The sequence below is a fragment of the Streptomyces sp. NPDC088794 genome, assembly GCF_044750545.1.
Taxonomy (GTDB): Bacteria; Actinomycetota; Actinomycetes; order Streptomycetales; family Streptomycetaceae; genus Streptomyces.
In genome coordinates, this window is the sequence record NZ_JBIVKB010000020.1 from 1 (window position 1) to 18,228 (window position 18,228).

At 70.1% G+C, this 18,228-nt stretch carries 17 protein-coding genes; 8 read left to right on the plus strand and 9 right to left on the minus strand.

Translation table 11 applies throughout. The annotated features are described in order from the left end of the window. Positions 1-395: 395 nt before the first annotated feature. Positions 396-1,037 carry a DNA-3-methyladenine glycosylase gene (locus ACIP6U_RS41035; protein ID WP_401727865.1) on the minus strand — a complete coding sequence of 214 codons (642 nt, stop codon included), beginning with the start codon at positions 1,035-1,037 and terminating at the stop codon, positions 396-398. A 140-nt stretch (positions 1,038-1,177) separates the two neighbouring features. Between ACIP6U_RS41035 and ACIP6U_RS41040 the strand changes: the two genes are divergently transcribed. The 3 genes from ACIP6U_RS41040 to ACIP6U_RS41050 all read left to right on the plus strand — a co-directional run bounded on the left by ACIP6U_RS41040 (position 1,178) and on the right by ACIP6U_RS41050 (position 3,201). Further along, positions 1,178-1,960, plus strand: a complete 783-nt coding sequence (locus ACIP6U_RS41040; RefSeq protein ID WP_401727866.1) for a sporulation protein — start codon at positions 1,178-1,180, stop codon at positions 1,958-1,960. A 44-nt stretch (positions 1,961-2,004) separates the two neighbouring features. Next, positions 2,005-2,544, plus strand: a complete 540-nt coding sequence (locus tag ACIP6U_RS41045) for a YbhB/YbcL family Raf kinase inhibitor-like protein (protein ID WP_401727867.1) — start codon at positions 2,005-2,007, stop codon at positions 2,542-2,544. A gap of 144 nt (positions 2,545-2,688) precedes the next feature. After that, positions 2,689-3,201, plus strand: coding sequence for an HNH endonuclease (locus tag ACIP6U_RS41050; protein WP_124002456.1), 513 nt, complete (start codon positions 2,689-2,691; stop codon positions 3,199-3,201). 79 nt (positions 3,202-3,280) lie between these two features. On the opposite strand, the gene ACIP6U_RS41055 is transcribed toward ACIP6U_RS41050, so the two are convergent. The 3 genes from ACIP6U_RS41055 to ACIP6U_RS41065 all read right to left on the minus strand — a co-directional run bounded on the left by ACIP6U_RS41055 (position 3,281) and on the right by ACIP6U_RS41065 (position 5,643). Further along, the gene (locus ACIP6U_RS41055) at positions 3,281-4,231 is read right to left on the minus strand and encodes an SPFH domain-containing protein (protein ID WP_124002455.1); all 951 of its coding nucleotides are present in this window, start codon (positions 4,229-4,231) and stop codon (positions 3,281-3,283) included. Positions 4,232-4,362: 131 nt separating this feature from the next. Next, positions 4,363-4,794 carry an NfeD family protein gene (locus ACIP6U_RS41060; RefSeq protein WP_401727868.1) on the minus strand — a complete coding sequence of 144 codons (432 nt, stop codon included), beginning with the start codon at positions 4,792-4,794 and terminating at the stop codon, positions 4,363-4,365. A gap of 51 nt (positions 4,795-4,845) precedes the next feature. Beyond that, positions 4,846-5,643, minus strand: a complete 798-nt coding sequence (locus tag ACIP6U_RS41065; RefSeq protein ID WP_280876995.1) for an ABC transporter ATP-binding protein — start codon at positions 5,641-5,643, stop codon at positions 4,846-4,848. Positions 5,644-5,785: 142 nt separating this feature from the next. On the opposite strand from ACIP6U_RS41065, the gene ACIP6U_RS41070 reads away from it, so the two are divergent. Beyond that, positions 5,786-6,568, plus strand: coding sequence for a hypothetical protein (locus ACIP6U_RS41070; RefSeq protein WP_401727869.1), 783 nt, complete (start codon positions 5,786-5,788; stop codon positions 6,566-6,568). Positions 6,569-6,705: 137 nt separating this feature from the next. On the opposite strand, the gene ACIP6U_RS41075 is transcribed toward ACIP6U_RS41070, so the two are convergent. From ACIP6U_RS41075 to ACIP6U_RS41090, 4 genes are all read right to left on the minus strand, one after another. Next, positions 6,706-6,945 (minus strand): chaplin family protein, encoded by a 240-nt coding sequence (locus ACIP6U_RS41075; RefSeq protein ID WP_401727871.1) that lies wholly within the window; start codon positions 6,943-6,945, stop codon positions 6,706-6,708. A 188-nt stretch (positions 6,946-7,133) separates the two neighbouring features. Then, on the minus strand, positions 7,134-7,379 hold the full coding sequence (gene chpE / locus ACIP6U_RS41080) for a chaplin ChpE (protein ID WP_401727872.1): 246 nt from the start codon (positions 7,377-7,379) through the stop codon (positions 7,134-7,136). Positions 7,380-7,545: 166 nt separating this feature from the next. After that, a complete protein-coding gene (locus ACIP6U_RS41085) occupies positions 7,546-8,187 on the minus strand; it encodes a response regulator (RefSeq protein WP_401727873.1) in 642 nt (213 codons plus the stop codon). Next, positions 8,180-9,403: a GAF domain-containing sensor histidine kinase gene (locus ACIP6U_RS41090; protein WP_401727874.1), complete on the minus strand. Its 1,224-nt coding sequence runs from the start codon at positions 9,401-9,403 to the stop codon at positions 8,180-8,182. Before ACIP6U_RS41090 ends, ACIP6U_RS41085 begins: the two co-directional genes overlap by 8 nt. A gap of 214 nt (positions 9,404-9,617) precedes the next feature. Between ACIP6U_RS41090 and ACIP6U_RS41095 the strand changes: the two genes are divergently transcribed. From ACIP6U_RS41095 to ACIP6U_RS41105, 3 genes are all read left to right on the plus strand, one after another. Further along, positions 9,618-10,319 (plus strand): SDR family NAD(P)-dependent oxidoreductase, encoded by a 702-nt coding sequence (locus ACIP6U_RS41095; RefSeq protein WP_401727875.1) that lies wholly within the window; start codon positions 9,618-9,620, stop codon positions 10,317-10,319. Further along, positions 10,316-11,452: an S-adenosylmethionine:tRNA ribosyltransferase-isomerase gene (locus ACIP6U_RS41100; RefSeq protein WP_401727876.1), complete on the plus strand. Its 1,137-nt coding sequence runs from the start codon at positions 10,316-10,318 to the stop codon at positions 11,450-11,452. The genes ACIP6U_RS41095 and ACIP6U_RS41100 overlap by 4 nt, the downstream gene beginning before the upstream one ends. Positions 11,453-11,756: 304 nt before the next feature. Beyond that, on the plus strand, positions 11,757-12,506 hold the full coding sequence (locus tag ACIP6U_RS41105) for a transglycosylase SLT domain-containing protein (protein WP_401727877.1): 750 nt from the start codon (positions 11,757-11,759) through the stop codon (positions 12,504-12,506). A gap of 82 nt (positions 12,507-12,588) precedes the next feature. Here ACIP6U_RS41105 and ACIP6U_RS41110 read toward each other — a convergent pair whose 3' ends face one another. Next, the gene (locus tag ACIP6U_RS41110; protein WP_401727878.1) at positions 12,589-15,105 is read right to left on the minus strand and encodes an FHA domain-containing protein; all 2,517 of its coding nucleotides are present in this window, start codon (positions 15,103-15,105) and stop codon (positions 12,589-12,591) included. Between the two features lie 243 nt (positions 15,106-15,348). Here ACIP6U_RS41110 and ACIP6U_RS41115 point away from each other — a divergent pair, with 243 nt between their 5' ends. Continuing rightward, on the plus strand, positions 15,349-18,207 hold the full coding sequence (locus ACIP6U_RS41115) for a streptophobe family protein (RefSeq protein ID WP_401727879.1): 2,859 nt from the start codon (positions 15,349-15,351) through the stop codon (positions 18,205-18,207). The last annotated feature ends 21 nt before the right edge of the window (positions 18,208-18,228 follow it).

Genomic DNA, 18,228 nt, shown 5'->3' on the forward strand with positions numbered 1-18,228 from the left:
AGATGCGGTCGGAGACGGGGTATCAACATATCTGGCGTTGACTTTTGGCACGCTGTTGAGTTCTCAAGGAACGGCCGCTTCCTTTGTACTCACCCACAGAACACTTTTCTGGGGCTTTCCTCCGGGCGCTTCCCTTCGGTCTTGCGTTTCCGACTCTATCAGAGCTTTTCAGCGTCTGTTTCCCGGTCGGCGGGGCCTTTCGACATTCACTACATTAACCGATTCCCTCAGCAACTCATAATCGAGTTCCGCGAGTTCGAATTCAGGCATGCAGGCACGCCAAATTCGTCCCCGCCAGGGGAAGTCGTAGTAGTGGTTGGCCACTTCCGGCTGCTGGCGATTGCCGTACCCGGTTCAAGCGGCTGGAGCTACGTTACGCACGTTCCAAGAACGAGTCAACTTGAGCGACGCCTTGGGGCATGGGCCCGATACGGGCTCACCGTAGGGTCGTTGGCGACCCAGTAGCGCCAGGGCTGGACGGCTCCGTCGCCGGAGACTCCGGTGCGGGGACCGTTGCGTACCTGGTCGGGGGGTACCGGGGTGCCCGTCAGGATGCGGAGCGGGGTGTCACCGGCCGCGCATGCGTCCGTGCCGTTCAGGTCGCGGGTCACGTCCAGGGCCGTGGCCAGGCGTGCGGGCCCTTTGGCCAGTTCCTTGTCATTTCGGGCCGAGAGTCGACGTTTACGCGCGAGCTCGGCGCCCTCGACGACCTCGCCGGCGCGCAGCAGGACCGCGCTCGGGTTGCCCTCGGGGCCGCAGACCAGGTTCATGCAGAACCACATGCCGTAGGTGAAGTAGACGTACACGTGGCCGGGCGGACCGAACATCACGTCATTGCGGGGCGTACGACCGCGATAGGCGTGGGAGCCGGGGTCGTTCGGACCGTCGTACGCCTCGACCTCCGTCAGGCGGACGTGGATCGGGCCGTCCGGGGTCGTACGGACGAGGACGCGGCCCAGGAGGTCGGGGGCAATCTCGAGAACGGGGCGGTCGAAGAAGTGTCGGGGCAGTGGCGTAGCGTCCGGTGGCGCGATCATGGCGTCCGAGGGTAGTCCAGACCGGTCTTGGCCAAGGGGTGGTCAAGGGTTCGTCCGCTTGCCAGGGTGTGGGCGCGGAACCGGTCGGGGCCGGATCGCGTTTGTAGGGATCAAAGGCCCACACGTATTAAGGGAGAGACATGGCGTTCAAGAAGCTGCTCGCGAGCCTGGGGGCCGGCGGAGCTTCGGTCGAGACGGTGCTGACCGAGGTCAACGTCGTGCCGGGCGGCGTCGTCCAGGGTGAGGTGCGGATCCAGGGCGGGTCCGTGAACCAGAACATCGAGGGTCTGTCCGTGGGGCTGCAGGCCAAGGTCGAGGTCGAGAGCGGCGACGAGGAGTACAAGCAGAACATCGAGTTCACCAAGGTGCGGCTCGGTGGGGCCTTCGAGCTGCAGGCCGGGGCCGTGCACGCGGTGCCGTTCGGTCTGGAGATCCCGTGGGAGACGCCGATCACGACGATCGACGGTCAGCCGCTGCGCGGGATGAACATCGGTGTGACGACCGAGCTGGCGATCGCGCGGGCCATCGACTCCGGTGATCTGGACCCGATCAGCGTGCACCCGCTGCCGGCGCAGAAGGCGATTCTGGACGCCTTCATCCAGCTGGGCTTCCGCTTCAAGAACGCGGACATGGAGCGCGGGCACATCCGGGGTACGCGGCAATCGCTGCCGTTCTACCAGGAGATCGAGTTCTTCCCGCCGTCGCAGTACCGCGGCCTGAACCAGGTCGAGCTGACCTTCGTGGCGGACGCGCAGGCCATGGACGTCATCCTGGAAATGGACAAGAAGCCGGGACTGTTCAGTGAGGGCAGTGACACGTTCCGGTCTTTCCAGGTGGGTCTGCACGACTTCCACGGCACCGACTGGGTCGCGTACCTCAACCAGTGGTTGTCCGAGGTCGGCAGCAAGCGCAACTGGTTCTAGGCTCGGAACTGCTGATTCCAGTAATCGATGCAGGAGGTACCGAGGTGACCGAGCTCAAGCGGCGGCCGCTCCCCCATGACTTCCACCCGCCCGTTCCGTCGTTCGACGTGACGAGCGAGGATGTCGCGGAGGGCGGGACGCTCAAGGACGCCCAGGTCTACGCGGCCGGCAACATCTCGCCGCAGTTGCGGTGGGAGGGCTTCCCGGACGGGACCAAGAGCTTCGCCGTGACCTGCTACGACCCGGACGCCCCGACGGGCAGCGGGTTCTGGCACTGGGTGGTGTTCGACATCCCGGCCTCGGTCACCGAGCTTCCGGTAGGTGCGGGCAGCGGCAAGTTCGAGGGACTTCCCGAGGGCGCCGTGCAGGCGCGCAACGACTACGGGAGCAGGGACTTCGGCGGTGCCGCTCCGCCGCCCGGGGACGGGCCGCACCGGTATGTGTTCACGGTGTACGCCGTGGATCAGGAGAAGCTCGGCCCGGACGCCGATGCCTCCCCCGCTTACGTCGGTTTCAATCTGCGGTTCCACGCGCTCGCGCGTGCCCAGCTGATCGGTGAGTACGAGGTGCCCGCCGAAGTCTGAGATTCACTGAACGTTTGCCCGCCTCTGGTCTTGGAAGTGATCAGAGGCGGGCATTTTTTATTGCGTTGTCCATCTCGGCGCGCCCGTCCAAAGTTGATCCAAGCCCGCCAGGTGGCGGGCCGGTGCCCGAAGGAGGTGGGCTGGATGAGGGACACGCTGGTGCTGAACGCGAGCTTCGAGCCGCTGTCCACGGTGACGTTGAACCGAGCCGTCGTTCTGGTGCTCCAGGACAAGGCCGTCGTCGAGCAGGCCCACCCCGAACTGCGCATGCGCGGAGCGGCGGTTGACATACCGGCCCCCCGGGTGATCCGGCTGTGCAGGTATGTGAGGGTCCCGTTCCGAAGACAAGCTCCGTGGTCGAGGCGGGGTGTGCTGGTCAGGGACCGGCACAGGTGCGCCTACTGCGGCAGGCGCGCGACGACCGTGGACCACGTGGTGCCGCGGTCGCAGGGCGGACAGGACACCTGGTTGAACACGGTGGCCTCGTGCGCGGAGGACAACCACCGCAAGGCGAACCGGACTCCGGAGCAGGCGCAGATGCCGCTGCTGCGGCCGCCGTTCGAGCCGACGCCCGCGGACGCGATGCTGTTGTCGCTGGGTAACGACGACTTCGCGGCCCTGCCGGACTGGCTTTCGCAGCCCGCGCCTGCGGCCTAGGCGGACGGAAGTTCGTGAGAGAGCCGGGGCCCGCCTCCTGAAGGAGGCGGGCCCCGGTGTCGTATGCGCGCGATCGTCGTCAGTCGATGGACGGCTTCTCGCGTCGTTCCGGGGCCCGGTCGCGGTCGGAGCCCGAGTCGCTCGAACCGCCGCCGAACGGGCCCATGTTGCCCATCGCGCCGGACAGGCCCTTGAGGGCGTCGCCGATCTCGCTGGGGACGATCCAGAGCTTGTTGGCGTCTCCCTCGGCGATCTTCGGGAGCATCTGGAGGTACTGGTAGCTGAGCAGCTTCTGGTCGGCGTCGCCGGCGTGGATGGCCTCGAAGACCGTACGGACCGCCTGGGCCTCGCCCTCGGCGCGCAGGGCCGCGGCCTTGGCCTCACCTTCGGCGCGCAGGATCTGGGACTGCTTCTCGCCCTCGGCGGTGAGGATGGCGGCCTGGCGCGTGCCTTCCGCGGTGAGGATCGCGGCGCGCTTGTCACGGTCGGCGCGCATCTGCTTCTCCATCGAGTCCTGGATGGAGGTGGGGGGCTCAATTGCCTTGAGCTCCACGCGGTTTACGCGGATGCCCCACTTGCCCGTCGCCTCGTCGAGGACGCCGCGCAGGGCCGCGTTGATCTCCTCGCGGGAGGTCAGGGTCCGCTCCAGGTCCATGCCACCGATGATGTTGCGGAGCGTGGTGACCGTGAGCTGCTCGATTGCCTGGATGTAGCTGGCCACTTCGTAGGTCGCGGCCCGCGCGTCCGTCACCTGGTAGTAGATGACCGTGTCGATGTTGACGACCAGGTTGTCCTGGGTGATCACCGGCTGCGGCGGGAACGGTACGACCTGTTCGCGCAGGTCGATGCGGTTGCGGATGGTGTCGATGAACGGGACGACGATGTTGAGGCCCGCGTTGAGTGTCCGCGTGTAACGACCGAACCGCTCGACGATGGCGGCGCTGGCCTGCGGGATGACTTGGATTGTCCTGATCAGGGCGATGAAGACCAACACCACCAGGATGATCAGGACGATGATGACCGGTTCCATCGTCGTTCCCCGTACCCTTCTCCGCCTCGGCTCTTTCGGAAGATCTTATGGTTGTTGAAGATCTTGCTGGTCGAGCATGACAGACCGTCGCCCAACTCGTGGCCTGTTCGGTTCAGTTGAGTCGTGCGAGGTCAGATGACGATCGCGGTCGCTCCCTCGATCTCCACGACATCCACTTCCTGTCCCACTTCGTAGGCGCGGTCGGTGTCGAGCGAGCGGGCCGACCAGACCTCTCCGGCGAGCTTGATCCGGCCGCCCGAGCTGTCCACCCGTTCCAGTACGAGGGCCTGCTTGCCCTTCAACGCGTCGATGCCGGTGCGCAGTTGGGGGCGTTGCGTGCTGTGCCGGGTCGCGATGGGCCGGACGACGGCGATGAGGGCGACCGAGATAACGACGAAGGTGAGGACCTGGACCACCACACCGAAGCCCAGTCCGGCGGCGCCGGCGGCGACGAGAGCACCCACGGCGAACATGCCGAACTCCGGCATGGCCGTGATCACCAGGGGGATTCCGAGCGCGGCCGCGCCGACGAGCCACCACACCCATGCGTCGATGTCGTTCACAAGGTCAATGGTATGACTGCAAGTCGCGCCGCGGACAGGGCGCAAAGGGGGTCAGGACATGGGAAGACCCTGCGCGGTCCAGCGTTCGCCGAGCTGCTCGACGACGAGGGGGAGGCCGAAGCAGAGGGAGAGGTTGCGCGAGGTGAGTTCGAGTTCGAGGGGGCCGGCGGCGAGCACCTTGCCCTGACGGATCATCAGGACGTGGGTGAAGCCGGGGGCGATCTCCTCGACGTGGTGGGTGACCATCAGCATCGAGGGGGCGATCGGGTCGCGGGCGAGCCGGCCGAGGCGGCGGACCAGGTCCTCACGGCCACCGAGGTCGAGGCCGGCGGCGGGCTCGTCGAGGAGCAGCAGCTCGGGGTCGGTCATCAGCGCGCGGGCGATGAGGGTGCGCTTGCGTTCGCCCTCGGAGAGGGTGCCGAACTTCCGCTCCAGGTAGTCGCTCATGCCGAGCCGGTCGAGGAAGGCGCGGGCGCGCTGCTCGTCGATCTCCTCGTACTCTTCCTGCCACCCGGCCGTCATGCCGTACGCGGCGGTCAGTACGGTCTCCAGGACGGTCTGGCGCTTGGGGAGCTTGTCGGCCATGGCGATACCGGCGATGCCGATGCGGGGGCGCAGTTCGAAGACGTCGGTGCCGGGCTTGCCGAGCGTCTCGCCGAGGATGGTGGCGGTGCCCTTGCTGGGGTAGAGGTAGCTGGACGCGACGTTCAGGAGCGTGGTCTTGCCGGCGCCGTTCGGACCGAGGATGACCCAGCGCTCGCCCTCCTTGACCGACCAGGAGACCTGGTCCACCAGAGCCCGGCCCTCCCGGACCACAGATACGTCCTGAAGCTCCAGAACATCGCTCATGAGCGCGTTGTCTCCCCTTGCAGTGTGGCCAGGTCTCGGCGTCTCGGCTGTCGCGTGCGCGCTGGTGTGCGCAGCCCTCGATGAAATCTACGCCACCGGCCGCCCGCTCCATTCCATCGGTCCGGTCCTTAGGCTGGGGGTCATGTTCTCGGAACCACGTTCAGGGCGCCTCGCGGCATGGGGAAATGCCCTTTTGGCCGGTCTTGTCTCGCCGGACGACGCGGTGCTCGCGATCGTCGGGGACGACGCGGTGCATCGGATGGAGGGGCTGCCCGGGGAGTCGGGGCCGGTCGGGCTCACGCTCGCGCTGGGGCGGCTGCGGACGCTCGGGGCGACGGGCTTGCGCGTCGCGCTGCCGGCGCCGGGGCATCCGCTGGGGTTGAGCGGACCGCCGGAGTTCAACGCGCGGGCCATAGAGGCCGAGGAGGCGGTGGTCTGCTACGGGGCCGCGCTCGGGTTGGTGCCCGAGGTGTACGAGGCCGGGCCCGACGGCGACGTCCATGTCGAGGTCGTCTGGCACTGCCTGCCGGTGCGGGAGGCTCCGCCGGCGGACGTGCCCTCGCTCGGTGAGGCGGAGCGGGAGTTGGCGGAGGCTCTTCGGGACGCCACGGAGATGCTGTCCCGGTTGGACGTCGCCGCGTCGGGGCCGGTGGCGGACGCGGCGATCGAGGCGTATCGGGCGCGGGCGGACCGGGGGCGGGAGGTGCTCGCGCCGGGGTATCCGCCGCGGGCGGCGCGGGTGCTCGAGCTGGCCGAGCGGGTGGGGATGCTCGTCGCGCTGGCCGAGTCCAACGGGCATGGCGGGGCGGTGACTTCCGGGGAGATGGCGGCGCGGGTGTTGGCGTTGCGGCCGGTTGAGCGGACGGCTCGGCGGGCGCAGGTCGCGGCGTACAACTCCGTTGTGGAGGAGCGGGAGCGGTGGTGAGGCTCGGTTCGTTGGTTGCTGTGGGGTGAGTGAGCGTCTGGGGGCCGCCGCCCCCAGGCCCCCGCTGAAAAGCAAAAGCCAAGAAGGGCCCCGCCGGTCTCCGTTGACCGGTGGGGCCCTTCTTGATTGTGCTGGCGTCAGTCGTTCACGCCCTGGTTGCCGAACGCCGGGTTCAGCAGGCCGATGACGTTGACGCTGTCACCGACGACGTTGACGGGGACGTGGACGGGGACCTGGACCAGGTTGCCCGAGCCGACGCCCGGCGACTTCACGGCCGCGCCGTCGGCACCCGCGTCGGCGACAGCGGCGCCGGCACCCGCGCCGGCGGCGATGCCGGCCACGGTGAGGGCTACGGCGGCCTTCTTGGCGATGTTCATGAGAAGCGTTCCTCCTGCGTTTGCGTATCCGACCCGGCCGCGGGTCGTGCGCTGATCAACGAGGAAGGGAACGAGGGCGGTACGCGAGCCGGACATGAACCGCCCTTTCGGATCATTCGAACGACTAGCTGACCGGCCTCCCGGGGCGTCCCGGGAGGCCGGAGGTCACCGCCCGTCGTGCGGCGGAGTCAGCGGTTGAGGCCGAGGTTGCCGAAGGCGGGGTTCAGCACACCGATGACGTTCACGCTGTTGCCGACCGCGTTCACGGGGACGTGGACCGGGACCTGGACGAGGTTGCCCGAGGCGACGCCCGGCGAGCCGACGGCCTGGCCGTCGGCCTGCGAACCACCGGTGGCAGAGGCCATTCCCGCCCCGGCGGCGACCAGCCCGCCGGCCACCATCGTCACGGCCGCTGCCTTCTTCAGGTTCTTCACTTCTGAGTCCTCCTAGCGATGGCCGCGGCAGTCGCCGCAGCACGCACTGGAGAACGGCGTAGATCCACGAAGGATGCGCCATCCGGGGGACATTCCCACGACGGTATGAATCTCAGTCCGGAGCTGGACGCTCCGCATTGCCGTGCGCCCCTTGATGCGCCGTGGATCAACCGGCCACTCCGTGACGAACCGCCCAGAGCGCGGCCTGGGTGCGGTCCGCCAGGTCGAGCTTCATCAGGATGTTCGAGACGTGGGTCTTGACCGTCTTCTCGGAGAGGACGAGAGCCCTTGCGATCTCTCGGTTGGAGCGGCCGTCCGCTATCAGGCCCAGCACCTCGCGCTCCCGCTCGGTGAGTGAACCCGCCCTCCCCTGGCCCGAGTTGGCCTCCTCCTGGGAGAGCAGCGCGCCGGCCACCTCGGGCTGGAGCAGGATGTGCCCCGCGTGCACCGAGCGGATGGCGCCGGCGAGCGCGTCCGGGTCCACGTCCTTGTAGACGTATCCGGCGGCTCCGGCGCGCAGGGCCGGGATCACCGTGCGCTGTTCGGTGAAGCTGGTGACGATCAACACGCGCGCGGGGTTGGCCAGTTCGCGGAGCTTGCGGAGGGCGTCGACGCCGTCCATGCCCGGCATCTTGACGTCCATGAGGACGACGTCGGGCTTCAACTCCTCGGCGCGGGCGACTCCTTCGGCGCCGTCGGCAGCCTCGCCCACGACCTCGATGTCGTCCTGCACCTCCAGGAAGGTGCGCAGGCCGCGGCGGACCACCTGGTGGTCGTCGACGAGCAGCACCTTGATTGCGTCAGCCACCGGGGACCTCCATCTCGATCGTGGTGCCCTTGCCGGGCGCCGATTGCACGGTCAGTGTGCCGCCGACACCGCTCGTCCGGTCGCGCATGGAGACCAGGCCGAGATGGCGTCCGGCGCGGCGGGTGGTGTGCGGGTCGAAGCCGGCTCCGTCGTCGGTCACCCGCAGGACGACTCCGCCGGCGCGTCGGGCCAGGGTCACCTCTACGTGCTCGGCGCCGGAGTGGCGCAGTGCGTTGTGCAGGGCCTCCTGGGCGACCCGCAGGACGGCTTCCTCCTGGGCGGCCGGCAGGGCGCGCACACCGCGGCTCTCGAAGGTCACGCGCGCGGAGTGGGCACGGTCGAGGACGTGCGCCTGGGTGCGCAGGGTGGCGACGAGACCGTCCTCGTCGAGGGCCGCGGGGCGCAACTCGACGACGGCGTCACGCAGTTCGTCCGCGGCTTCGGCGGCGAGCGCGGCCACCTGCTGCAACTCGCCCTTGGCGCGCGCCGGGTCGCGGTCCACCAGGGCGGCGGCGGCCTGTGCGGTCAGGCGCAGGGAGAAGAGCTTCTGGCTGACCGCGTCGTGCAGTTCGTGGGCGAGGCGGGAGCGCTCCTCGACGATGGTCAGCTCCCGACTGCGTTCGTACAGGCGGGCGTTGGTGAGGGCGATCGCGGCGTGCTGGGCGAGGATGTCCAGCAGTTCCTCGTCCTCCTGCGTGAAGGCGCAGCTTCCGTCCCGCCTGGGACGCGGATGCCTCTCCGTGGCCGAGGACTCCTCGGTCGCCGAACCCCTTTCCGCCGCCGAAGCCTTCTCCGTCGCCGGGCGCAGCTTGTTGGCGAGGAACAGCGCGCCGATGACCTCGTCGCCGTCCTTGATCGGCAGGCCCAGGAAGTCGGACATGTTGGGGTGGGCGGACGGCCAGCCCTCGAAGCGGGGGTCCTTGCGCACGTCGGCCAGGCGCTCCGCCTTCGCCTCGTGCAGCATCGCGGCGAGGATGCCGTGCTGGCGCGGGAGCGGGCCGATGGCCTTCCACTGCGCGTCGCTGACGCCGTCGACCACGAACTGGGCGAAGCCCCCGTGGTCGTCGGGGACGCCGAGTGCCGCGTACTGCGCGCCGAGCAGCTCACGGGCGGAGGCGACGATCGTCTTGAGGACGTCGCGCACCTCTAGGTGCCTGCTCATGGCCAGCAGCGCGGAGCTCACCGCGGCGAGGCCGGACCGGGGTCCTTGACTCATGTCCTCACGGTACCGGCGGGGTGTGACACTGCGGATCGGACCAGTGGCGGCCCGGACCGGGTCGGTGGACCTAGGCCGAAAGTCCCCGGAACGGCAGGCGTAGGTCGAAGGACCCCGGCGTTCTGGGCCCCGCGTCCGACGCGGGGCGGGTGATCCCGTTCCTACGTTGAAGGCACGCCGATCAACGGGCGGACTTTACGAGGGGACGTGTGTCATGCCGGTGGCGATCATCACGGGAGCTTCGAAAGGACTGGGGCGGGCGCTCGCCGAGGCGCTGGCCGCGCGGGGCTGGGATCTGGTGCTGGATGCCAGGAGCGAGGGGGTCCTGTCGGAGACGGCGGCGGCCGTGTCGGCGTACGGCACGCGCGTGACGGCGGTTGCGGGGGACGTCACGGACGCCGGGCACCGGTCCGAGCTGGTGGCGGCCGCGTGGCGGCTCGGCGGGGCCGACCTGCTGGTGAGCAATGCCAGCGCGCTGGGCGCGGAGCCGCTGGTACGGCTGGAGACGCTGCCCCTGGCGGGACTGCGGCGGGCGCTGGAGGTGAACGTGGTCGCCGCGCTGGGCCTGGTCCAGGAGGCGCTGCCGCTGCTGCGGGCGTCCACGACGGGCGGCGCGGTGATCGCCGTCAGCTCGGACGCGGCGGCCGAGGCGTACGAGACGTGGGGCGGGTACGGGGCGTCCAAGGCGGCCCTGGACCAGCTCATGGCGGTGCTCGGGGCGGAGGAGTCGGGGTTGCGGGTGTGGGCGGTGGACCCCGGGGACATGGCGACGGACCTGTACGCGGCGGCCGTACCGGACGACCACGATCCGCGGCCCGCGCCGGTCGATGTGGTGCCGGCCTTCCTGCGGCTGCTGGACGAACGGCCGGTGAGCGGTCGCTACGCGGCTCCGTCGCTGCTGGTGGAGGGGCGATGACGCTGGCGATGGGGGTCCCCCCGCACGAGCGCAGCCGAGAGTGGGGGAGGGTACCGGAGGAGCTGTCGGCCAGGATTCCGGCGGAGCAGCGCGGGCCGGGACGGGGCCGGGACTCCGTACGACTGCTGGTGTCGCACGGCACCGAGGTGTCGCACCACGCGTTCGTGGAGCTGCCCCGGCTGCTGCGGGCCGGGGATCTGCTGGTGGTGAACACCTCGCCGACGCTGGCGGCCGCCGCGGACGGCCGGATCGGGCACGCGTGCGTGGTGGTGCACTTCTCCACGCGCGGGGACGACGGGCGATGGGCGGTCGAGCTGCGGGATCCCGCCGGGGACGGCACCACACGTGCGCGTGCGGGCGGCCCGGCGGGGACGGAGGTACGGCTGCCCGGGGGTCTCCGGCTGACGCTCACCGAGCCGCTGGGACCGGACAGCGACCGGTTGTGGTGGGCGCGGGTGTCGGGGACCGAAGCGCAGACGTCGGGAGCGGGCGTCCTCGCGATGCTCCGGGAGTACGGGCGGCCCATTCGTTACTCCTATACGGAGCGGGATCAGCCGTTGTCCGTGTATCAGACGGTGTTCGCGCTGCCGTCGGCCGACGGCAGCGGGAGTGCGGAGATGCCGAGTGCCGCGCGGCCCTTCACGGCGGCGCTGGTGGCGGAGCTGGTGAGCCGGGGTGTGCAGTTCGCGCCGATCACGCTGCACACCGGGGTGGCCTCGGCGGAGGCGCACGAGTCGCCGTATCCCGAGCGGTTCTCGGTGCCGGAGGCGTCGGCGCGGCTGATCAACGCGGCGCGGGCCGGGGGCGGGCGGGTCGTCGCGGTGGGGACGACGGCCGTGCGGGCGGTGGAGTCGGCCGCCGGGGCGGACGGGGTCGTACGCGCGCGTGCCGGGTGGACGGATCTCGTGGTCACCCCGGAGCGCGGGGTGCGGGTGGTGGACGGGCTGCTGACCGGGCTGCACGAGCCGGAGGCCTCGCATCTGCTGATGCTGGAGGCGATCGTCGGGCGGGCGGCGATCGGCCGCAGTTATGAGGAGGCGTTGCGCGGGCTCTACCTATGGCACGAGTTCGGGGACGTCCATCTCATCCTCCCGGAGGAGAACCCTCACTCGGTGCATTGCTGCAGCAACTAGCGGTGAGACTGTTACCCGCCCGATGTGAGCCCGCGCATAGGACGCAGATCACGTACGAAGGTCGATAGGAGATAAACACTCCCCTTATGAGCGGGGCAGACAGTCCAGTCTGCCCCGTTTTGCCCTTCCCGGGTCCACTACCCGGGATCGTACGTCACACCTTTGCCTCGGCATTTTGCGGCCGCTAACAATGGCAGCCGTCGCTCAGCGCCTCGGGTTCCCCCGGGGCGTTCGTGCGGGCTGGACCGGAGTCCCCCGCCGGACGCAGAGCGACCTCCGCGCTATTCGAAGAGGTCCGTCTTTCATGCCGAAGAACTTCAGTGCTCGTGGGCGACGTCTTGCCCTGACCCGTCGCCACAAGATCGCGATCGCCGGTGTCGCCACCCTGGGCGCCGCCTCCCTCGCGTTCTCCGCCGTGCCCGGCAACGCGGAGACGACCACGAGCGAGGCCGCTTCCTCGGCGCAGGCGCAGATCGCCTACAGCTCCGAGCCGATCAAGGGCGTCAAGGCCAGCGTCACCGACCAGCTCGCCGGTGCCAGCCTGAAGGCCGAGCAGATCCAGGCCAAGGCCGACGCGAAGAAGACGGCCGCGAAGAAGGCCGCCGCCGAGGTCGCCAAGAAGAAGGCGGCCGCCCGGGCCGCGGCGAAGAAGAAGGCCGCCGCCGAGCGCAAGGCGAAGACCGCGAGCCGCTCCGCGAAGCGCGCCGCGATCAAGCCGGCCGCGAAGACCTACGCCAACAACCTGGACGGCTGGATCGACCACGCCCTGGCGATCATGAAGCAGAAGGGCATCCCGGGCTCGTACAACGGCCTGTACAAGAACATCATGCGGGAGTCCTCGGGCAACCCCAGCGCCATCAACGGCTGGGACGTCAACGCGGTCAACGGCACCCCGTCGATCGGTCTGCTCCAGGTCATCCAGCCGACGTTCAGCGCGTACCACGTCTCCGGTACGTCGACGAACATCTACGACCCGGTCGCCAACATCACCGCCGCCGCCAACTACGCGGCCCACCGGTACGGCTCGATCGACAACGTCAACAGCGCGTACTGAGGTCGGCGCGGACCTCGGTACCGAACGCCGAAGGGCGGCACCCCCTGACGGGTGCCGCCCTTCGGCGTCGTACGAGACCGAACTACTTGCGCATGACCTCGGGCTCATGGCGGCGCAGGAAGCGGGCCACGAAGAAGCCGCAGATCACGCCGAGGGCGATCAGGGCCACCATGTCCATGCCCCAGGCGCCCGCGGTGTGCTCCCACAGCGGGTCCGTGCTGTCGCCGGGCTTGGGCGGGCTGATCTTGTTGAAGTCCAGCGTGGCACCCGCGGCACCGACCGCCCAGCGCGACGGCATCAGGTACGAGAACTGGTTGACGCCGATCGCGCCGTTCAGCGTGAACAGGCAGCCGGTGAACACGACCTGGATGATCGCGAACATGACCAGCAGCGGCATGGTCTTCTCGGCCGTCTTCACCAACGAGGAGATGATCAGGCCGAACATCATCGCGGTGAAGCCCAGACCCATGATCGGGATGCAGAGTTCGAGCATGGTCTGGCTGCCCAGGACCACGCCCTGCGCCGGGATCTCCCGGCTGGAGAACCCGATGACGCCGACCATCAGCCCCTGCAGCGCGGTGATCACGCCGAGCACGAACACCTTGGACATCAGGTACGCGGAGCGGGACAGGCCGGTCGCCCGCTCCCGTTCGTAGATGACCCGTTCCTTGATCAGCTCGCGGACCGAGTTGGCCGCGCCCGCGAAGCAGGCGCCGACCGCGAGAATCAGCAGGACCGTGGTCGCCGTGCCGTTGGGGATGATCTGGCCGTTCGCCTTCGGCGGGTTGGGCAGCAGGCTGTTGCCCGAGTCGATGAGCAGGCTCACCGCGCCCAGGACGCCCGGCAGGATCACCATCAGGGCCAGGAAGCCCTTGTCGGAGCTGATCACCGAGACGTAGCGGCGCACCAGCGTGAGGAACTGGGACATCCAGCCCTGCGGCTTGGGCGGCTTCATCGCCTGCGCCGGCGGCATCTGTACGGACTGCGGAGCAATCGCGTCGATGTCCGCGGCGTACATCTGGTAGTGCTGCGAGCCCTTCCAGCGTCCCGCCCAGTCGTAGTCGCGGTAGTTCTCGAAGGCGGAGAAGACGTCGGCCCAGGTGTCGTAACCGAAGAAGTTCAGGGCCTCCTCGGGCGGTCCGAAGTAGGCGACCGAGCCGCCCGGCGCCATCACCAGGAGCTTGTCGCAGATGGCGAGTTCGGCCACCGAGTGGGTGACGACGAGGACCGTGCGGCCGTCGTCGGCGAGGCCGCGCAGCAGCTGCATGACATCGCGGTCCATGCCCGGGTCGAGGCCGGAGGTCGGCTCGTCCAGGAAGATCAGCGACGGCTTGGTGAGCAGCTCCAGAGCCACCGAGACGCGCTTGCGCTGGCCACCGGAGAGGGAGGTGACCTTCTTCTCCTTGTGGATGTCCAGCTTCAGCTCGCGCAGCACCTCGTTGATGCGGTTCTCGCGCTCCTCGCCGGTGGTGTCGGCGGGGAAGCGGAGCTTGGCCGCGTACTTGAGGGCCTTCTTGACGGTCAGTTCCTTGTGCAGGATGTCGTCCTGCGGGACCAGACCGATGCGCTGGCGCAGCTCGGCGAACTGCTTGTACAGGTTCCGGTTGTCGTAGAGGACATCGCCCTGGTTGGCGGGCCGGTAGCCGGTGAGCGCCTTGAGCAGGGTCGACTTGCCCGATCCCGACGGGCCGATGACGGCGATCAGCGACTTCTCCGGTACGCCGAAGGAGACGTCCTTGAGGATCTGCTTGCCGCCGTCGACCTCGACGGTCAGGTGGCGGGCGGAGAAGGACACCTCACCGGTGTCGACGAACTCCTCGAGACGGTCGCCGACGATGCGGAACGTCGAGTGGCCGACGCCGACGATGTCGGTCGGGCCGAGCAGCTGCGAGCCGCCCTTGGCGATCGGCTGACCGTTGACGTACGTGCCGTTGTGCGAGCCGAGGTCGCGGATCTCCATGCGCCCGTCGGGCATCGAGTGGAACTCGGCGTGGTTGCGGGAGACCTGCAGGTCCGAGACGACCAGGTCGTTCTCCAGGGCACGGCCGATGCGCATCACGCGCCCGATCGAGAACTGGTGGAACGTGGTCGGGCTGCGGTCGCCGTAGACCGGAGGTGCCCCCGCGACACCACCGGAGTTCTGCTGCGGCGGGATGTGCGCGGCCGGCTGCTGCGGTGTGGCCTGCTGCGGCTGCTGCCAGCCGGCCTGCGGTGCCTGCTGCGGCGGCGCCTGCTGCGCCCAGCCGGGGCTCGCGCCCTGGGCCGCGTACGGCTGCTGCTGCGGCTGGGCCTGTGGCGTCGCGGCCGCGGCGCCGGACGCGCTGAGCAGCGGTCCGTCGGTCGCGTTGCCGAGGTGCACGGCCGAGCCCGGGCCGATCTCCATCTGATGGATCCGCTGGCCCTGCACGAAGGTGCCGTTGGTGGAGCCGTGGTCCTCGATGACCCAACTGCGGCCCCCCCAGCTGATCGTGGCGTGACGCCAGGACACCCTGGCGTCGTCGAGCACGATGTCGCCCTGCGGATCACGTCCGAGGGTGTATGGCCTGGACTCCTCTAGCGTCCAGGTACGTCCGTTCAATTCCAGTACGAGTTCCGGCACTCCAAGCCCCACTGAGTAGTCCCCCGAATTACCCCCATCACAGGGAGTCTAGGGATGTCGAACATCGTCGGGAACTATTTCAGGCTCACCCCCCTGACCGAAAGTCGGGCGTCGTGAAGACCACGCGCGCATGCATCGTCCGGTTCCGTTGACGGGGTTGAAACCGACCCGGAGAGTGGTAATCCACGCGAGGGGGACAGGGCGCGGCTGCTGTGCCGTGCGCTGCGGATCGGGGGGTCTGCCATGAGCGCGTCGTTGACCGTCGAGGCCACGAAGGCCGGACCGAGGCTGCCGTGGGGAGACGTCCTGTTGTCCGCGATCGCCGCCGTGAGCTGGGCGTTGATCGGCATGGCGGGCACGGCGGCGCTGGGTCTCCACCTCCTGGAGGCGGACTCGGCGAGCTCGCTGGGCCCGATGACAGCGGCTGTCGTGGCCCTCGGAGCAGGCGGTTCGATCACTCCGTCCGGCGATGTGTCCGCGTTCGGCCTGACCGGCGCCGAGGCGACCACGGCCGTGACGATCACGCCGTTGGGCGTGAGCCTGGTGGGCGCGCTGCTCCTGTCGTGGTTCTTCCTACGGTCCTTGCGGGCGGCCGGAGTTGTGATCTCACCGGCCGAACTCCTCGCCCGCGCGGGTGCCGTGATCGTCCTCTTCGTGGCCGTGCTGGGCGGGCTTGCCTGGGCGGGTCACGACGTCATCACGATCGACGGCGGCTCACTGGGCCTCGACCAGCTGCCCGGCGGCTCGGGCGGCGGCGGGGTCAGCGTGCCCGGGCTCGGTGACCTCGGGGACATCGGCGGGCTGCTGCCGGACAACGTCGGCAACCTCATCGACGCCAAGGCGGCGGTCGGCTTCACCGTCGACACGGCGCCCACCCTGCTCGGCGGCCTCGCCTGGTCGGCCGGGATCCTGCTGATCGCCCTGCTGGCCTCGCGCCGCACGCCACTGCCGCGCGGCTGGGACGCCGTGCACCGGATCGTCCGCCCGGCCGTGTCCGCGGTCGTGACGGTGATGCTGGTGACGGTGGCGGCGGGGCTGGCGGCGGCCGTGTACGCGGCGATCGGCGACGACCACCCCAAGCGGATCTTCGGCGCGGCGCTGCTCGGCGCCCCCAACGGCACGTGGCTCGGCATCCCGATCGGCCTCTTCGTCCCCTACGACGGCCGCGCCACGGGTGAACTGGCCAAACTCCTCCCCGACCCCCTGGACGACCTCCTCACCGCCAACACCGACCAGTCGGTGACCCTCAGCCGCCTCGCCGACCTGGACGGCCGGGTATGGCTGCTCGGGGTGGCGGCGGCTTTGATGATGCTGCTGGCGGGGGTACTCATGGCGTCGCGGACGCCGGTGGGGATTCCGGTGGCTGGTCAGGGAGGCGTTGCGGGGGGTGCGGGTGGCGATGCTTCGGGGCCGGGTGCGATACGGAAGCCAGGTGCCCTCGGCTTCGCCGGGCGATGTGCGCTGCGCCTCGGGATCGCGACGGCGTTGGCGTTGCCGTTACTGGGGTGGCTGACGGAGGTGTCGGTGGACGCCTCGCTGTCGGTACTGGGCTTCGACGCGTTCGGCGCCGGCATCGTGCTGCACGCGCACCTGGGGATGGCCCTGGTGCTCGGTGCCCTGTGGGGCGCGGGCGCGGGCGCCGTCGGGGCACTGCTCGCGTGGGCGACGGGCGCGGCAGGACGACGGGCGGCACCGCTGGCGCTGGGGAGCATGGGGGTGGTCGGTACGCCGGGCGCGGGGGCGGTGGGGACCGGGTATCCGCAGTACGCGCGGGAGGCGGGGGCCGGGGCTGGGCCGTACGCCGGTGAGTCGGGGGCGTATGGGCATGGGGTTGGGCCTTACGCGGGCGAGCCGGGGACGTATGCGCAAGGGGCTGGGCCGTATGCGGGCGAGCCGGGGGCTCAGGCGCAGGAGGCCGGACCGTATCCGAGCGAACCGGGGGCATTTCCGCAGGGCGCCGGACCGTACGCGGGCGAATCGGGGGCTCGGGCGCAAGGGGCGGGACCGTATCCCGGTGAAGCGGGGACATACCCGCAGGGCGGCGACCCGTACGCAAGCGAACCGGGGAGGCAGGCGCAGGGGGCGGGACCGTATCCCGGTGAACCCGGGGCGCATCCTCAGGGATCGGGGCCCTACGCGGGCGAACCGGGGCCGCGGACTCCTGGGCAGAGGCCTTACGCCGGTGAACCGGCCGCGCAATCCGGCGAGTCCGGGCCGTACGTGCCGGGATCGCCGTATCGGCCGCCGAACCCCGCCACGAACCCGTATCTACGGGTGCCGGACGAGGTGCGGGAGCCGGAGGACGCGCGGCCGTCGGACCGTGGCCGGCCTGGAGGCGACGGCACGCGCCCGCCGGACCGGGGGAAACCTGGCGCCGAAGGCGCACCACCACAGGACCGAGGCCGCCCCAGCGCCGAAGGCGCACCTCCACAGGACCGAGGTCGCCCCGGCGGACAAGGTGCCCCGCCGCAGAACCGAGCGCGGCCCGGGGGCGGAAGCGGGCAGTCTCAGGGCCAAGCACGCCCCGGTGGCGAAGGCCCACGGTCGCAAGGTCAGGGCCGCTCTGGCGGTCAAGGCGGACAGCCACAAGACCGGGCGCGCTACGGGAGCGGAAACGCAGGGTCGCAGGACCAGCAGCGCCCGGGCGCCGAAGGCAACCGGCCTCAGGACCGGGGCCGGTCCGGCAGCGGGGGCGCGGCACCTCAAGACCGAGGCCGGTCCGGAGGTGGAAGCGCGGAGCCCCAAGACCGGGGCCGGCGCGGGAACGAAGGCGCACGGCCTCAGGACCGAGCGCGGCCCGGGGCCGAGGGCGCGCCGCCGGACGAGCGGGCACGGCGATCCGGTGGTCCGGCGGGCACCCCGCCGCCCGACGACGCGCGCGAGCCCAGCAGTTCGCCGCCACCCGGTCCCGGCAACCGTGACGTGTACGGCGCACCCACTGTGGTCAGGCCCATCGGGGGCCCGCCGCCGCAGTCGCCGCGCCGGCCTCCCCGGCCGCCGTCCGGGAACCGGCCCCAGTCCCCGCCACCGGACGACGGCCCTCCCCCGCCACCGCCGCCTCCACCACCGGCGCCGCCGAGGAGGCCCTCGGGCGGGCAGTGAGGTGTCCGCAGACTCCGCAGA

Coding starts and splice junctions, on each gene's coding strand:
- ACIP6U_RS41105 (WP_401727877.1), top strand. CDS start 11,757: ATGCCGAAGAACTTCAGTGCTCGTGGGCGACGTCTTGCCCTGACCCGT.
- ACIP6U_RS41090 (WP_401727874.1), bottom strand. CDS start 9,403: ATGAGTCAAGGACCCCGGTCCGGCCTCGCCGCGGTGAGCTCCGCGCTG.
- ACIP6U_RS41040 (WP_401727866.1), top strand. CDS start 1,178: ATGGCGTTCAAGAAGCTGCTCGCGAGCCTGGGGGCCGGCGGAGCTTCG.
- ACIP6U_RS41055 (WP_124002455.1), bottom strand. CDS start 4,231: ATGGAACCGGTCATCATCGTCCTGATCATCCTGGTGGTGTTGGTCTTC.
- ACIP6U_RS41095 (WP_401727875.1), top strand. CDS start 9,618: ATGCCGGTGGCGATCATCACGGGAGCTTCGAAAGGACTGGGGCGGGCG.
- ACIP6U_RS41075 (WP_401727871.1), bottom strand. CDS start 6,945: ATGAACATCGCCAAGAAGGCCGCCGTAGCCCTCACCGTGGCCGGCATC.
- ACIP6U_RS41070 (WP_401727869.1), top strand. CDS start 5,786: ATGTTCTCGGAACCACGTTCAGGGCGCCTCGCGGCATGGGGAAATGCC.
- ACIP6U_RS41050 (WP_124002456.1), top strand. CDS start 2,689: ATGAGGGACACGCTGGTGCTGAACGCGAGCTTCGAGCCGCTGTCCACG.
- ACIP6U_RS41065 (WP_280876995.1), bottom strand. CDS start 5,643: ATGAGCGATGTTCTGGAGCTTCAGGACGTATCTGTGGTCCGGGAGGGC.
- ACIP6U_RS41035 (WP_401727865.1), bottom strand. CDS start 1,037: ATGATCGCGCCACCGGACGCTACGCCACTGCCCCGACACTTCTTCGAC.
- ACIP6U_RS41100 (WP_401727876.1), top strand. CDS start 10,316: ATGACGCTGGCGATGGGGGTCCCCCCGCACGAGCGCAGCCGAGAGTGG.
- ACIP6U_RS41115 (WP_401727879.1), top strand. CDS start 15,349: ATGAGCGCGTCGTTGACCGTCGAGGCCACGAAGGCCGGACCGAGGCTG.